This is a genomic window from Pseudomonas sp. PB106 (assembly GCF_009764645.1).
Taxonomy (GTDB): domain Bacteria; phylum Pseudomonadota; class Gammaproteobacteria; order Pseudomonadales; family Pseudomonadaceae; genus Aquipseudomonas.
Genome location: NZ_RWIM01000017.1, coordinates 132,644 through 146,598 on the forward strand (window position 1 = coordinate 132,644; position 13,955 = coordinate 146,598).

Consider the following 13,955-nt stretch of genomic DNA (forward strand, 5'->3'; position numbering starts at 1 on the left):
TCCTACAGGGGATCTTCATGGTTTCTGTAATAATTGGCATCAATTAGTTACATTCATCACCTCTACGAATCAATCACTCCGAGTCTCGCCATGGCCATCAACTTCGACCTCAACGACCTGCAAGCCTTCCGCGCCGTGGTCGAGCAGGGCAGCTTTCGCAAGGCCGCCGATACCGTGCGCCTGTCGCAACCGGCGCTGAGCCGGCGCATCGAAAAGCTCGAAGACGCCCTCGGCGTGAAGCTGTTCGAGCGCACCACGCGCAAGGTCAGTCTGACCCAGGCCGGACGCGGTTTCATGCCGAGTGTCGAGCGGTTGCTGGATGATCTCGATATCGCCCTGTTAGGGATTAGCGAGGTGGCGTCAACGCGACTGGGCCACGTTACCGTCGCCTGCGTGCCTTCGGCGGCGTACTACTTCATGCCGCGGGTGGTCGCCCGCTATCACCAGCAATTCCCGCGGATCAAGGTCAAAGTCCTCGATTCCAGCGCCCACGATGTGCTTAGCGCAGTGGTCAATGGCGAGGCGGATTTCGGTTTGAGTTTCTTGGGCACGCAGGATGCCAAAGTCGACTTCGAAGCGCTTGTGCAGGAGTGCTACGTGGTCGCCTGTCGCCGCGATCACCCGTTGGCCGGGCGCAACAGCGTGACGTGGGACGAGTTTTATCAGCAGGATTACATCTCGCTGGACAAGACGTCCGGCAACCGCTTTTTGCTCGATCAAGCCCTGAGCACCGTGGTGCCGCAGCGGCAGAGCATCTGCGAAACCAAGCATGTGACGACCATGATCGGTCTGGTCGAGGCGGGGTTGGGAGTGGCGGCGGTACCGCTGATGGCGATGCCCGGCCCGGATCACCCGATCCTGACGCGGGTGCCGTTGACCGATCCGCAAGTGATGCGCAGTGTCGGCATCATCAAGCGCCGGGGTCGCACGTTGACCCCGGCGGCATTGGAACTGGAGCGGCTGGTGGTGGAAATGAAAGTCCAGCCGCCAACGATCAGCGCTTGACCGAATCCAGCCCGGTGGCCTGCACGTCAGCTTGCGCTGCCGGAGCGGCGAGGTAGGCGAGCAGGGCTTTCGCCTCTTGCGGGTGCTGTGCGCCAACCGGGATGCCAGCGGCAAAACGCGTCACCGACTGCACCGATTCTGGAATCTTCGCGACGAAACTTACCCCCGGCACCGGCAGCAATTCGCTGACCTGCTGGAAGCCGAGTTGATAGTCGCCGGTGGCAACGACCGAGCCGACCGGGACTTTCGGAATCATCTTCGCCTTCGGTTTCAGTTGATCTTCGATGCCCAGTTTCTTGAACAACTGCTGCTCGATGTACACGCCGCTGGCGCTGTCGGAGTAGGCCACCGACTGCGCGTCGAGCAAGGTTTTCTTCAGATTGTCGACGCTGCTGATATCCGGTTTCGCCGCGCCTTCGCGCACCACCAGGCCGATCCGCGAATCCGCCAGTTCCACGCGGGAAGCCGGGTCGACCTTGCCTTGTTTGATCAAGTCATCGAGGGCGTAGCCGACCATGATCACCACGTCGGCATGCTCACCGCGCGCGAGGCGATTGGGGATCGCTTCCGGCGCCTTGCCCATCGACGGGCCGAGTTGGGTGTCGAGGGTGTTGTCGGTGGCGGCGGCGAATTTCGGGCCGAGGATTTTATAGGCGGCGGTGAAGCCCCCGGAAGTCATCACGTTCAGCTGTTCAGCATGGGCCAGGGCGCTGAAAGCGAAGAGGGCAATGGCGGTGAAGTTGACGAGTTTTTTCATGATCAGGGTTCCTTATGCTGCAACCGGTTGCAGACGACCGCCCGCGCGGCGATAGAGGTACAGCGTGGCGCACAACGCGCAGAGCGCACCGATGCTCATCCAGTAACCCGGCGCGGCTTTGTCGCCGGTGTACTGAATCAGGAAGGTCGACATCGCCGGGGTGAAACCACCGAAAATCGCCGTCGCCAGGCTATACGCGAGGGAGAAACCGGCCACGCGCACTTCCACCGGCATGATCTCGGTCAGCGCCGGAATCATCGCGCCGTTGTACATGCCGTAGATGAACGACAACCACAGCAGCGACAGCAACATGTGGCTGAAGCTCGGCGCCTGCACCAGGTACGACAGCGCCGGATACGTGGTGGCCAGCGCCAGCAGCGACATCGCAATCAGCACCGGACGACGACCGATGCGATCGGACAACATGCCGCCAATCGGCAACCAGAAGAAGTTCGACACACCGACCAGCAAGGTCACCAGCAGCGCATCGGACGTGCTCAGGTGCAGCACGGTTTTACCGAAGGTCGGCGCATACACGGTGATCAGGTAAAACGCCGTGGTGGTCAGGGCGACCATCAGCATGCCGCCGAGCACGACCGCCCAGTTCTGGCCGAGGGTGCGGAACACTTCGCCCATGCTCGGACGGTGTTTGCGTGCGGCGAACTCTTCGGTTTCTGCCAGATTGCGGCGCAGAAAAAAGATGAACGGCACGATCATGCAGCCGACGAAAAACGGAATCCGCCAGCCCCAATCGGCAATCACGTCCGGCGCCATCCACGCGTTCAGCGCGTAGCCCAGCGCCGCGGCAACGATGATCGCCACTTGCTGACTGGCCGACTGCCAAGCGGTGAAGAACCCTTTGCGGCCCGGTGTGGCGATCTCGGACAGATACACCGAAACCCCGCCCAATTCCGCACCGGCGGAGAAGCCTTGCAGTAGGCGCCCGACCAGCACCAATGCCGGCGCAAACAGGCCGATGCTTTCGTATCCGGGCACCAGCACAATCAATATCGTGCCGCTGGCCATGATCGACAGGGTGACGATCAAGCCCTTGCGGCGACCGACATCATCGATGTACGCGCCGAGCACAATGGCCCCCAGCGGACGCATCAAAAAGCCTGCGCCGAACACCGCAAAGGTCATCATCAGGGAAGCGAACTCACTGCTCGCCGGAAAGAACACCGCCGCGATCTGCGTGGCGTAGAAGCCGAACAGAAAGAAGTCGAACTGTTCGAGGAAGTTACCCGAGGTCACCCGGAAAATGGCACCGGCCCGCGAGCCGCCGTGTGGGATTGAGGCTGTCATAACAAAGGACTCCACCGCTTTTATGACGTGCGCCACGGAGAGGCAGCGCACGGTTCTTATTGAGGCGGATGGTGGCCCAGCTGTAACAGGATGTTAATTGCATTATTGGCATGCATTGATGTGCAAAGTGGATCAATGCCAAGTCTCAGCTTTTACAAGACTCTTCAGATGCACTTTGAACTGGGCAAACACAGGAGAAACTCCGTGGCAGTTCCCACCACTCCTGCAGACACCTGAGAACCCTGTGGGAGCTGGCTTGCCAGCGGATTGCCCGCTAACGAAGATTTTGCGGGTGTAAAGCCATCCCGACGTCACCCTTGCGCCGGCAAAGCCAAACTCCCGTCCCACTGCGGATCAATCCGCCGAATCCGCACGCTCAAATCAGGGTGAGTGGCAAACATCCGACTCAGCGTGCCCGAAACCCCCGTGTTGAAATACAAATGACTGTATTCACCGGCTCGAGCGGCACTGATCGTCGAACCTTGTGCGGCGATTTTTTTCAGCGCGCTGACCAGCGCTTGGGGGTTGCGCGTGAATTGCACCGCACTGGCATCAGCCAGAAACTCACGTTGACGACTCACTCCGGCCTTGACCAGATTGCCGAAAAGGTTACCGATGAAGCCGGCCAGGCACAGCAAAAATCCAGCGAACAATCCCAGCAGTATCAAGCTGAAATCGCGTTTGCCACCCTTGAACAGACTGGCTATCAACAGTCCGCCCGAAATTCCGAGCACCACAAGCCCATGGACTACCGCAACGAGTTGGGTATTGAGGCGCATGTCACCATTGAAAATGTGGCTGAACTCATGGGCAATCACACCCTGCAACTCCTCGCGAGTCAGCTGGGTGACCGCACCCTGTGTGACACCGATCACCGCATCCTCAGGTTTGAAACCGGCGGCGAAGGCATTGATCGTTTGATCGGGCAACAGGTACACCGTCGGCATGACGCTGCCAGAAGCAATGGCCATTTCCTCGACCACGTTCATCAGGCGTTTCTCATCCTGCGTTTTTGCAACGCCGTTGAGGCAACGCCCGCCAAGCTTCAAGGCGACCACTTTACCGCCCGCGCGCAGCTCGTGGTATTTCAGCAGGCCGCCGATCACGATGATGCCGCCGACCACTGACGCGATAACGCCCAGCGCCATGAAAGCATCCAGCAGCGTGCCGGTGCCGCTCAGGTAATCCTCAAAACCACTGAAGACAAACGGCAGGCTGGTCAGCCCGATCAACATGACGATTGAGATAATCATCATGTTGATCAGGCGTGTGGTCTGGCTTTTGGCTTGGCGTTGTTGTTCGAAGAAATTCATCGGGCCTTCCATGGGCAGCGGGGTTTAAAAAGAAACCTTGGGAGCGGTCTTGATCGCCAGGGTGTCGGCGAATTTAAGCGGCGCGGCATCGTCGCGGTGGCCGAAGCTGGAAGCTAACAGCACGGTCGGAAAACTCTGCTTGAGCGTGTTATAGGCCATCACCGCGTCGTTGTAAGCCTGGCGGGCGAAACTCACTTTGTTTTCGGTACTGCTCAACTCTTCGCTCAGGTGCAGCATGTTCTGCGAAGCTTTGAGATCGGGATAAGCCTCCAACGTTACCGTCAGCCGATCCACAGCGCTGTTGAGTGCGCTGTCAGCGTGGCCCAACTGTTCGATGTTTTGCGCGTTACCTGGTCGCGCCTGGGCGGCCTCGAGCACGGCCACTGCCGCATTACGCGCAGCGATCACCGCTTCGAGGGTTTCGCGCTCGTGAGCCATCGCGCCTTTGGCGATCGCCACCAGATTGGGGATCAGATCGTAGCGACGCTTGAGTTGCACTTCGACTTGGGCGAAGGCGTTTTTGATCTCGTTGCGGCGCGCCACCAGCGCGTTGAACGCACGCACGGCGTAGAGCGCGCACAGCACAAGCAGAACCAGATTGGCGACGAGATAGGTGTTCAAGGTGATGTCCTTTTCACTCGGCGGGATTTTGCGCGGCATGGTAGCGCAAAAACATCACGCCGACAGTGGCTCTATGAGATTGCCCATCTTGCGAACATTCCGAAACACCGTGGGAGCTGGCTTGCCAGCGATGGCTATCCGACTGACGACTACAATCCCAGTCCATCAAAGCAAAAAACAAGGAATGATTTCCGCGCCGCGCAGTCCGATTTCAGGTATCGCACATCTATGGAGTTTCACCGATGAACAGCAAAACCCTAATCGCCAGTCTGGCCCTAGTTGCTGGCATTGCCGGCATCAGCCCAATCGTTCAAGCGGCGCAAAACTCAAGCGATCCCTCCGTCCAATCCCCGGTCAGCGACCGCGAATTGAAGGTCAACGACCGCGCCCCGGACATTTATCAACGCAGTGAAAAAGCCATCGACTGGAAAGCCAAAGGCCTGAAAAAACCGGTCGAGCAGGCGCAATGGGTGCAGATCAATGACCAGTACGTCATGGTGATGATCACCAACGGCACCATTGTCGAGATGCAACCGGTTCCGCGTTAAACACCGGCAATAATTAGCCATGGACGGTTGATTGCAATCGAGCGCCATTCGGGTAAAACCCGTGGGGCGTCTCGAGTGACCGGATGTCAGGAGCAATGGGTTGGACAAGAAACCGCTCTATCGCAAAGTCAACACGCGCACTTGGGGTGTGCGACGTCATGAATCGGTCGCGCATTACCGCGATCAACGCAATACCAAGGCCGAAAGCCGCCGCGAAGCATTGCGAAGCTCAATGCATCCAGGCAAACGATATGGGTTGGATTACACGCCGCTGTTCCGGTTCTTATTGTCCCGTGTGGGCGGCCATTGGGACCGGATTTTCAGTGAAGCGGTGGCTCGCCTCGACCGTCCCGATCCACTGTTCTGGATGGTTGCCATCCGGGAAGACGAGCGCAAGGACATCGTCCGATTGGGTGAATCGAGCTACTTCAATGGCCTGTACGTCGATGAGCAAAACCTTCTACAGATCGTCGATTCCGACTTGAAGGCCGAGAACATGACGCCGAGTTGCCAGTGCTGCACTCACACCTTCAACGGCGTTCCATTTGGCCATCCTGCGAATTGAACGGGCCGGTCCAGCCGCTGTGACTCAACACTTGCCCGCCGCCCAACCGATACTGATTGTTACCACTGCGCTTGGCCTCATACATCGCCAGATCGGCAATGTGCAGCAAGCGATCCATCGCCGTCGCATGATCCGGAAACACCGCCACCCCAAGGCTGGTGCCGACGTGGCGTTGGTCGTTGCCAATGCTGATCGGTGGCGACAGCTCGATGAAAATCTTCTGACAGATGCGGCGGGCTTCCTCCTGCAGATTGAGGCTCGGTGCGAGGCCTTGCAGGATCACCACGAATTCGTCACCGCCAACCCGTGCGACGGTGTCGGTGCTGCGCATGATGCGTTTCAGGCGAGTGGCGGTAGTGATCAATACGCGGTCGCCGGCGGCATGGCCGTAGTGGTCGTTGATGGTTTTGAAACCGTTGAGGTCAACGAACACCAGCGCGACGCGGGTTTCGCTTTGGCGCGCCTGATCCAGCGCTTCGGACAGCCGTTCTTCCAACACCAGACGATTGGGTAAACCGGTCAGTGGATCGAAGTGGGCGAGGTGTTGCAGATAACTGGCCGAGGCCTTTTCTTCGGTGATGTCGCGTACCACGCCCATCATTTTAATCACCGCGTCGTGATCGTTGCGCACCACGTTGCCGGTCTCGCGCAGCCAGCGAATCGTGCCGTCGGGCCAGACCACGCGATATTCCTCGTCGTGGTTTTCACCGGTTTCCAGACAACGCAGTTCACCGTCGCGCACCCGAACGCGGTCATCCGGGTGTACGCAGGAGCAGAAGAGAGCGTAGGACGGCGTGATCTCACCGATCTTGAAGCCGAACATGCCGTAGATTGCGTCCGACCAGTACAGCCGATCGCTGTCGACTTCCCAATCCCAGGTGCCGATGCGCGCAAAATATTGGCTGCGTTTGAAGCGCTCGGCGTCGCCGTCCTGATGAATGTTGCGGCCTTCAGCGGCGCGGTTGAGCAGGTCACGGTATTCGGCGAGCTGGCGACGCAAATCGCGCTCGCGCCAGATCAGCATGGCAATCACCGCCAACATGACAATGCCGATGGCAAGGCCGATCCAGAGCTGAATCATTTAGGCGTTGCCTGCATGGCAAATCGATCCGTGAAGTAGTGGCGGTTGGTATGTTAATGCTTCATCACTCGACTCGGATACAGCGTTGACCTTCGCGTGCGGGTTGCCAATATTCGCCATTTCTGGGAAAACGGCGGCCAGCTGAACAATAGAGTGATTGTTATGAATGATGAACTGCAGGTAATCGATCTTCAGGTGGGCGATGGCAAAGCCGCCGTCAAAGGCGCGCTGATCACCACGCAATACACCGGGTGGCTGGAAGACGGCAGCGAGTTCGATTCTTCCCACAGCCGTGGCAAACCTTTTCAGTGCGTGATTGGCACCGGCCGAGTTATCAAGGGCTGGGATCAGGGGCTGATGGGCATGCAGGTGGGCGGCAAGCGCAAACTGCTGGTGCCGGCGCATCTGGGTTATGGAGAGCGGACGATGGGCAAGATTCCGCCGAATTCGAATCTGGTGTTCGAGATTGAATTGTTGGAGGTTTTGACGCGGGAGGATTGAGGTGAGAGGTGGAACGACACTTCCTGCAACCTTTGCATAATCCCGTGGCGAGGGAGCTTGCTCCCGCTGGGTTGCGTAGCGAGCCTGAAACCATTCTCCCCGCGTACTTCAGGTACTCCGCAGGGACTGGGTTTGCGACTGCTTCGCAGCCGAGCGGGACGGTACGACGATTCGACAAGCTCCCTCGCCACAGGTACTCACTTCAATTTCTGGTCGGCGGCTCAAGGTTGTCGAGGGCGCGGTTGACGGCGAGTTCGCCGAGCATGACCACTTGCTGGATGCCGAGCAGGGTGTTGCGGTAGGGCGTTTCGAGCAGGCCGGCGAAGTCGCTGAGCATGATGCTGGCCGAGGCCATGGATTCGCAGGCGTGGGCCAGGAGCGATTCGGTGTCGATGTTCGGGGAGACGACGAACATGGAACTGGGTGTTCGCTGGGGTGGCGCGGGAGGTTTGAGGTAGTGATCGAGGGCGCGTTCGGCGGCGTCGTTCAGTTTTGTCGGGTCAAGGGCGGAGTAGGGGGATGTTGGATCTGATTCGGGTAAGGCATCTGTTTCGGGCGGATTCGGCGTTACTTTGAACATAGCTTGGATAACCTCAATGAGGCTGACACGGTCTTGCGACTAAACAATAGGTGGCAGCTGTACGCAGGTTAGTCGACCAGTATCCAAGCATTACCGGCGCACCCGAAGGCGCCCTGCGCACAGCTACCATTTAGCGCAGGCGTATAAATACCTGACTGAATGACAGCTTGCGAACCTGGAAAAACACCGAGCGACTAAACCCGATCACTGAACATTCAGTGACGCGAATCAAGTTACCGGCGACCCCCAAACCGCACAAGCCGGCGGATTCTGGCGTAGTTGTAGGCAAAGGCGCAAGGCGCTGTAGCCTGCACGATGGTGCGGAAATGATGCTGCGTTTTTCCAGGCCCTATCGCCAGCAGGGCTGGCTTCCACAGGCGTTTTACGCACGACGCCGATTCAACGTGGAAGCTAGCCCTGCTAGCGACAGCGTTAGGTCAGTCACAGACGAAACTGAACATTGGAATGCGCCCATTCAGTGAAGGCCGGTAATGCCAGGCCAGTCGATCCAGATTCACACCGTGATCGAGGATTTCCCTGACAGTCGCACTGGCAATTTCCATCGCCAACAATTCGCCCGGACACTGATGCCGGCCACTGCCAAAACTGAAACTGCGCCGATTCGTGCGCTCCAGCAAAAACGCGTCAGGCTGTTCATTGAGCGCTGGATCGCGATTGGCCGAGGCCAGCAGCACCAGAATCACATCTCCAGCCTCGACGCGAACGCCATCAATTTCACAAGCCTCAACCACAAATCGCCGCGTATTTTGCACCGACGGATCGAAGCGCTGCACTTCGGCTAGCAGAGTGTCCATCGACGCACCGCGCCACTCAGGCTGCCGCCGCAACGCCACCAGCGCGTTGCCGATCAATCCCGCAGTGGCTTCATGCGTCTGCGAACAAAGCCCGATCAGATTGGCAATCAACGTTTCTTCATCGCCCTCGAATCGCTGCTTGATCGCCGTCAGCAAAGCGCTGTCCGCTTCCGTTAGCAACTCGATGAAATAACCGCGCAACTGCTCCGCCGCCGAATGTGCGGCCGTCAGTTGCAGGTCATTGCTCAATGGCGACAGGCAGGCAACGAAATCGCCAGTCAGCTCGCTGATCGCTCGACCCTGCGCCGGGGTGAAGCCGAGTAGCGCCGCAACCACGCACACCGGGCCGCGAAACAAGGCTTTATAGAGGCCGTCGGTGTTGACCGTGATCAATCGTGCCGCCACCAAGGCGCGTACTTGCGCCGCATAAACCCGCTCAAGCGCAGGTGCGATTGCCGAACGCGGGCAGCGCTGACGCTCGCCATCATTCATTCGCATCAACTGCCCGAACACGTTGCCGGCCATGCCCGAAGCAATCGCTTTGGGCACCGGTTCCTGCGTCGGACGCACCCGGCAATTCGCATGCGCCAGCACCGCGCACACCGCGCGGGCGCTGCTGGCGACCCACAGTTTCAATCCATGATGAAACGTGAATCCGCCCTGAGCACGCAGTTCAGCGTAATAAGGATAAGGATCGGCATGAGTCGCAGCGATGATCGGGTCCATGGTTCGCAGCCTTGTCGTCGTGAAAGTAGTGCGAGTATCTTCAGCCCACAGCGGCGATGATTCGTCCGGGAGCGAAATATGCACGCAGAACATCGAGACATCGGCGTCTCGCAAGTGGCCGCCGCCATTGCGGAACCGGCGCGGACGAAAATCCTCTGCTCGCTGATGGACGGCCACGCACGCACTAGCACGGAGTTGGCGGCCATCGCCGAGGTCGGCGCGTCTACCGCCAGCGCGCACTTGGCCAAGCTCAAGGATCTGGCCTTGGTGCGCCTGCACGTGCAGGGCCGTCATCGTTATTACAGCCTCGCCGACAAGCGTGTGGCGCAAGCGCTGGAAGCCTTGATGGTGATCGGTCAGAACGCCACACCAACCTTCAAACCGCACACACCGGATCGCCTGCAATTCGCCCGCACCTGTTACGACCACATGGCCGGAACCCTGGCAGTGATGCTGCATGACCGTTTCCTCGAGGCAGGGTGGCTGGTCGAGTCGGACGAGCAGGCGTATCGCTTGAGCGACAGCGGCGCGGCGTTGTTCGAAGGCTTGGGCATTGAAGTGGAGGATTTGAGCACGTTGCGGCGCAAGTTTGCCTGCCCGTGCCTGGACTGGAGCATGCGCCGCCCGCATCTCGGTGGGTCGCTGGGGGCGGCATTGTTGCAAACCGCGTTGAAGCGCAAGTGGGTGACGCAGGATCTGGACAGTCGGGCGCTGGCGTTGACGGTCGTGGGGCGCAAGGAAATCGCTGCGCGGTTTGGCATTGAGTTGGCGATTGAACACGGCCAGAGCAAAAGATCGCAGCCTTTGCCAGCTCTTACAGGGGTTCGAGATCTCATGTAGGAGCTGCGGAACGCTGCGATCTTTTGATCTTGAGCTCCTGACCGACGAGGTGCACTTCTACCACCTTGTAACCCCGAGCTCGACCCTATACTGTATATCCAAACAGTAAAGGGCTCGCGCCATGCAAATCATCGATAAGCTGAGCATCCTCGCCGACGCCGCCAAGTACGACGCGTCCTGTGCGAGCAGCGGCGCGCCCAAGCGCAGCTCCGAGGGCAAGACCGGGCTGGGCTCGACCGATGGCATGGGCATTTGCCACAGCTACACGCCCGACGGGCGTTGCGTGTCGCTGTTGAAAATTCTGCTGACCAATTTCTGCCTCTACGATTGCCAATACTGCGTCAATCGCCGCTCCAGCGACGTACCCCGCGCGCGCTTCACGCCCGAAGAAGTGGTGACGCTGACCCTGGATTTCTACCGGCGCAACTGCGTCAGCGGGCTGTTCCTCAGCTCGGGAATCATCCGCTCGGCGGATTACACCATGGAGCAACTGGTGCGGGTGGCGAAGCTGTTGCGCGAAGAGCATGAGTTTCGCGGCTACATCCATCTCAAGACCATTCCCGACGCCGACCCGGCACTGATCGAAGAAGCCGGGCGCTACGCCGATCGCCTGAGCGTGAACATCGAACTGCCCACCGATGCCAGTTTGCAAACCCTGGCACCGGAGAAAGATATCGCTTCGATCAAAAAAGCGATGAGCACCATCTACACCGGTGTGCAGACCGTTTTGAACGAACCGCGCTCGGCGAAGTTCGCCCCTGCCGGGCAGAGCACGCAACTGATCGTCGGCGCCGATGACACTGACGACAGCACGATTTTGCACAGCGCGCAGTCGCTGTATGGCAACTACCGCTTGCGCCGCGTTTACTATTCGGCCTTCAGCCCGATCCCCGACAGCCCGAAAAGCGTGCCACTGGCCGCGCCGCCACTGATGCGCGAACACCGTTTGTATCAGGCGGATTTCCTCTTGCGCAGTTACGGGTACAGCGCCGACGAACTGCTCAAGGGACCGGGCAATCTGGCGTTGGACATCGATCCGAAACTGGCGTGGGCGTTGCAGAATCGCGAAGTGTTTCCGCTTGATCTCAACCGCGCCGAAGCGTCATTGATTGCGCGTATCCCCGGCATCGGTTTGCGCACCACCGAACGTCTGGTCGAGCTGCGCCGGCAACGAAAGATCCGCTACGAAGATGTCGCACGCATGCGCTGCGTCCTGGCCAAGGCCAAACCCTTCATCATCACCAGCGACTATCACCCGCAGCAGGCCGAGGTCACCAGCCACTTGCTCTATCAGCAATTGCGCGACCGGCCGATGCCGCAGCAGATGGGGTTGTGGGGATGATCAATCTCGACTGCGACGATTTGTTCGACACCTGGCGCCAGCAGGCGCGCTGGCTGCTCAGCCATGAAGTCGATCCGAGCCTGGTGAGCTGGGCGTCGGAAGGCGTGGGCGATCTGTTTGCCAATGATGATCCGGTGCCGGAAGGGCAGGGACCGTTTATGGCGAAGATCCCGCGCGTGCTGCTCGATACCTTGGAGCAAGCGGCGCAATACCGCGGTGATCAACGCTGGAGTCTGTTGTACGAAGTGTTGTGGCGCGTCAGCCACGGTGATCGCACCGCAATGATGGCCGGTGACAAGCTCGGTAGCGAATTGCAGCGGCGCATCAAGCAAGTGCGCCGCGAAGCTCATCATCTGCATGCGTTTGTGCGCTTCATCGAGCGGCCCAAGGCCAGTGCCGGCCCTGAGTACGTGGCGTGGCACGAACCTGCCCACGATATCCTGCACAGTGCCAGCGAACATTTTGTAGCGCGTATGGGCCGACATCGCTGGTTGATCGCCACCCCGCGTGATGGGGTTTATTACGATGGCGAGCAATTGATCCATCAGCGTGAATGCCCGGTGCAATGGCAGCAACTGGCGCAGAACGTTGATGACCCTCATGGCGATCTTTGGCTGACCTATTACAGCCACATTTTCAATCCGGCGCGGTTGAACGAGAAGGTCATGCAAGGGCATTTGCCGGTGCGGTTCTGGAAGAATCTGCCGGAGGGCGAATTGATTCCGGGATTGATTACCCAGGCGCGAATGGGCAAACAGCAGGATGGGCAGGCGAGTGGGATAGCCAGTCGGGCCGGAAAAAGGATTGCCTTGAAATAATCTTCATCTTCACAACAAAAAAGCCCCCCACCGATCACTCGGTGGGGGGCTTTCGCACATCCAAAGCCGTCAAATCAAACCTTGACGATCCAGCCCGCTGGCGCTTCGATGTCGCCGGTTTGCACACCAGTCAGTTCTTTGTAGAGCTTCTGGGTGACCGGGCCGACTTCGGTTTCGCTGTGGAATACGTGCAGATGATCGTTGTAGCTGATGCCACCGATCGGGGTGATCACCGCCGCAGTACCGCAGGCACCGGCTTCCTTGAAGTCCGACAGCTTGTCGATCAGCACGTCGCCTTCAATCACTTCCAGACCCAGGCGCGATTTCGCCAGTTCGATCAGCGACAGGCGGGTGATGCCTGGCAGAACGGACGGCGAGTTCGGGGTGATGAACTTGTTGTCGTGGGTGATCCCGAAGAAGTTGGCCGACCCGACTTCCTCGATCTTGGTGTGGGTCATCGGATCCAGGTAGATCGCGTCAGCGAAGTTGGCTTTCTTCGCTTTCGAGCCCGGCATCAGGCTGGCAGCGTAGTTGCCGCCGACCTTGGCTGCGCCAGTGCCTTGTGGGGCGGCGCGGTCGTAGCTGGAAATCTGGAAGTTGTGCGGAGTCAGGCCGCCCTTGAAGTAGGCGCCGACCGGGATGCAGAAGATCGAGAAGATGAACTCCGGCGCAGTACGCACGCCGATGTTGTCACCCACGCCGATCACGAACGGGCGCAGATACAGCGCGCCGCCGGTGCCATACGGCGGAATGAAACGCTCGTTGGCGCGAACCACTTCTTTACAGGCTTCGATGAACTGCTCGGTGTCGACTGTCGGCATCAGCAGACGCGCGCAGCTGCGTTGCATACGCAGGGCGTTCTGGTCCGGGCGGAACAGGTTGATCGAGCCGTCCTTGCAACGATAGGCCTTCATGCCTTCGAAGCACTGCTGACCATAATGAAGGGCAGTCGAGCCTTCGCTGATGTGCAGCACGTTGTCTTCGGTCAGGGTGCCTTTGTCCCACTCGCCATCGCGAAAGTACGACAGATAGCGCTTGTCGGTCTTGATGTAGTCAAAACCCAGCTTGTCCCAATTGATGCTTTCGTTACCCATGACACCCTCTATCACTGAACAACCGTCGAAACGGTTCAAGGCTT

15 protein-coding genes are annotated in these 13,955 nt (G+C 59.1%); 7 read left to right on the forward strand and 8 right to left on the reverse strand.

Features of this window, described 5'->3' with window-relative positions; all coding sequences use genetic code 11:
* Positions 1-90: 90 nt before the first annotated feature.
* Entirely contained in the window at positions 91-1,005 is a 915-nt protein-coding gene (locus EJA71_RS03465; protein WP_158954315.1) for a LysR family transcriptional regulator, read from the forward strand.
* Here the strand turns inward: EJA71_RS03465 and EJA71_RS03470 are convergent.
* The 4 genes from EJA71_RS03470 to EJA71_RS03485 all read right to left on the reverse strand — a co-directional run bounded on the left by EJA71_RS03470 (position 995) and on the right by EJA71_RS03485 (position 5,007).
* Entirely contained in the window at positions 995-1,762 is a 768-nt protein-coding gene (locus EJA71_RS03470) for a substrate-binding domain-containing protein (RefSeq protein ID WP_158954317.1), read from the reverse strand. The two genes, EJA71_RS03465 and EJA71_RS03470, sit on opposite strands and share 11 nt — an antisense overlap.
* Positions 1,763-1,774: 12 nt before the next feature.
* Positions 1,775-3,067: an MFS transporter gene (locus EJA71_RS03475; RefSeq protein ID WP_158954319.1), complete on the reverse strand. Its 1,293-nt coding sequence runs from the start codon at positions 3,065-3,067 to the stop codon at positions 1,775-1,777.
* A 311-nt stretch (positions 3,068-3,378) separates the two neighbouring features.
* The gene (locus EJA71_RS03480; protein ID WP_158954321.1) at positions 3,379-4,380 is read right to left on the reverse strand and encodes a M48 family metallopeptidase; all 1,002 of its coding nucleotides are present in this window, start codon (positions 4,378-4,380) and stop codon (positions 3,379-3,381) included.
* 24 nt (positions 4,381-4,404) lie between these two features.
* The gene (locus EJA71_RS03485; RefSeq protein WP_256671472.1) at positions 4,405-5,007 is read right to left on the reverse strand and encodes a LemA family protein; all 603 of its coding nucleotides are present in this window, start codon (positions 5,005-5,007) and stop codon (positions 4,405-4,407) included.
* 236 nt (positions 5,008-5,243) lie between these two features.
* Here EJA71_RS03485 and EJA71_RS03490 point away from each other — a divergent pair, with 236 nt between their 5' ends.
* A complete protein-coding gene (locus tag EJA71_RS03490) occupies positions 5,244-5,549 on the forward strand; it encodes an RcnB family protein (protein ID WP_158954325.1) in 306 nt (101 codons plus the stop codon).
* A gap of 100 nt (positions 5,550-5,649) precedes the next feature.
* On the forward strand, positions 5,650-6,114 hold the full coding sequence (locus EJA71_RS03495) for a hypothetical protein (RefSeq protein ID WP_158954327.1): 465 nt from the start codon (positions 5,650-5,652) through the stop codon (positions 6,112-6,114).
* Here EJA71_RS03495 and EJA71_RS03500 read toward each other — a convergent pair.
* On the reverse strand, positions 6,080-7,195 hold the full coding sequence (locus EJA71_RS03500; RefSeq protein WP_158954329.1) for a sensor domain-containing diguanylate cyclase: 1,116 nt from the start codon (positions 7,193-7,195) through the stop codon (positions 6,080-6,082). The genes EJA71_RS03495 and EJA71_RS03500 overlap by 35 nt on opposite strands.
* A gap of 162 nt (positions 7,196-7,357) precedes the next feature.
* Here EJA71_RS03500 and EJA71_RS03505 point away from each other — a divergent pair, with 162 nt between their 5' ends.
* Positions 7,358-7,696 (forward strand): FKBP-type peptidyl-prolyl cis-trans isomerase, encoded by a 339-nt coding sequence (locus EJA71_RS03505; protein ID WP_158954331.1) that lies wholly within the window; start codon positions 7,358-7,360, stop codon positions 7,694-7,696.
* 202 nt (positions 7,697-7,898) lie between these two features.
* Here EJA71_RS03505 and EJA71_RS03510 read toward each other — a convergent pair whose 3' ends face one another.
* Positions 7,899-8,276 (reverse strand): DUF6124 family protein, encoded by a 378-nt coding sequence (locus tag EJA71_RS03510; RefSeq protein ID WP_158954333.1) that lies wholly within the window; start codon positions 8,274-8,276, stop codon positions 7,899-7,901.
* A gap of 437 nt (positions 8,277-8,713) precedes the next feature.
* Positions 8,714-9,817, reverse strand: a complete 1,104-nt coding sequence (locus tag EJA71_RS03515) for a cytochrome P450 (protein ID WP_158954335.1) — start codon at positions 9,815-9,817, stop codon at positions 8,714-8,716.
* A gap of 78 nt (positions 9,818-9,895) precedes the next feature.
* Between EJA71_RS03515 and EJA71_RS03520 the strand changes: the two genes are divergently transcribed.
* The 3 genes from EJA71_RS03520 to EJA71_RS03530 all read left to right on the forward strand — a co-directional run bounded on the left by EJA71_RS03520 (position 9,896) and on the right by EJA71_RS03530 (position 12,817).
* Complete coding sequence (locus EJA71_RS03520; RefSeq protein WP_158954337.1) at positions 9,896-10,657, forward strand: helix-turn-helix transcriptional regulator; 762 nt, start codon at positions 9,896-9,898, stop codon at positions 10,655-10,657.
* Between the two features lie 121 nt (positions 10,658-10,778).
* Positions 10,779-11,999: a putative DNA modification/repair radical SAM protein gene (locus EJA71_RS03525; protein WP_158954339.1), complete on the forward strand. Its 1,221-nt coding sequence runs from the start codon at positions 10,779-10,781 to the stop codon at positions 11,997-11,999.
* Positions 11,996-12,817 (forward strand): TIGR03915 family putative DNA repair protein, encoded by an 822-nt coding sequence (locus tag EJA71_RS03530; RefSeq protein WP_158954341.1) that lies wholly within the window; start codon positions 11,996-11,998, stop codon positions 12,815-12,817. The genes EJA71_RS03525 and EJA71_RS03530 overlap by 4 nt, the downstream gene beginning before the upstream one ends.
* A 74-nt stretch (positions 12,818-12,891) precedes the next feature.
* Here EJA71_RS03530 and EJA71_RS03535 read toward each other — a convergent pair whose 3' ends face one another.
* Positions 12,892-13,911 carry a branched-chain amino acid aminotransferase gene (locus EJA71_RS03535; protein ID WP_158954343.1) on the reverse strand — a complete coding sequence of 340 codons (1,020 nt, stop codon included), beginning with the start codon at positions 13,909-13,911 and terminating at the stop codon, positions 12,892-12,894.
* Positions 13,912-13,955: the final 44 nt, after the last annotated feature.

Coding starts and splice junctions, on each gene's coding strand:
- EJA71_RS03465 (WP_158954315.1), top strand. CDS start 91: ATGGCCATCAACTTCGACCTCAACGACCTGCAAGCCTTCCGCGCCGTG.
- EJA71_RS03470 (WP_158954317.1), bottom strand. CDS start 1,762: ATGAAAAAACTCGTCAACTTCACCGCCATTGCCCTCTTCGCTTTCAGC.
- EJA71_RS03475 (WP_158954319.1), bottom strand. CDS start 3,067: ATGACAGCCTCAATCCCACACGGCGGCTCGCGGGCCGGTGCCATTTTC.
- EJA71_RS03480 (WP_158954321.1), bottom strand. CDS start 4,380: ATGAATTTCTTCGAACAACAACGCCAAGCCAAAAGCCAGACCACACGC.
- EJA71_RS03490 (WP_158954325.1), top strand. CDS start 5,244: ATGAACAGCAAAACCCTAATCGCCAGTCTGGCCCTAGTTGCTGGCATT.
- EJA71_RS03500 (WP_158954329.1), bottom strand. CDS start 7,195: ATGATTCAGCTCTGGATCGGCCTTGCCATCGGCATTGTCATGTTGGCG.
- EJA71_RS03505 (WP_158954331.1), top strand. CDS start 7,358: ATGAATGATGAACTGCAGGTAATCGATCTTCAGGTGGGCGATGGCAAA.
- EJA71_RS03510 (WP_158954333.1), bottom strand. CDS start 8,276: ATGTTCAAAGTAACGCCGAATCCGCCCGAAACAGATGCCTTACCCGAA.
- EJA71_RS03515 (WP_158954335.1), bottom strand. CDS start 9,817: ATGGACCCGATCATCGCTGCGACTCATGCCGATCCTTATCCTTATTAC.
- EJA71_RS03520 (WP_158954337.1), top strand. CDS start 9,896: ATGCACGCAGAACATCGAGACATCGGCGTCTCGCAAGTGGCCGCCGCC.
- EJA71_RS03525 (WP_158954339.1), top strand. CDS start 10,779: ATGCAAATCATCGATAAGCTGAGCATCCTCGCCGACGCCGCCAAGTAC.
- EJA71_RS03530 (WP_158954341.1), top strand. CDS start 11,996: ATGATCAATCTCGACTGCGACGATTTGTTCGACACCTGGCGCCAGCAG.
- EJA71_RS03535 (WP_158954343.1), bottom strand. CDS start 13,911: ATGGGTAACGAAAGCATCAATTGGGACAAGCTGGGTTTTGACTACATC.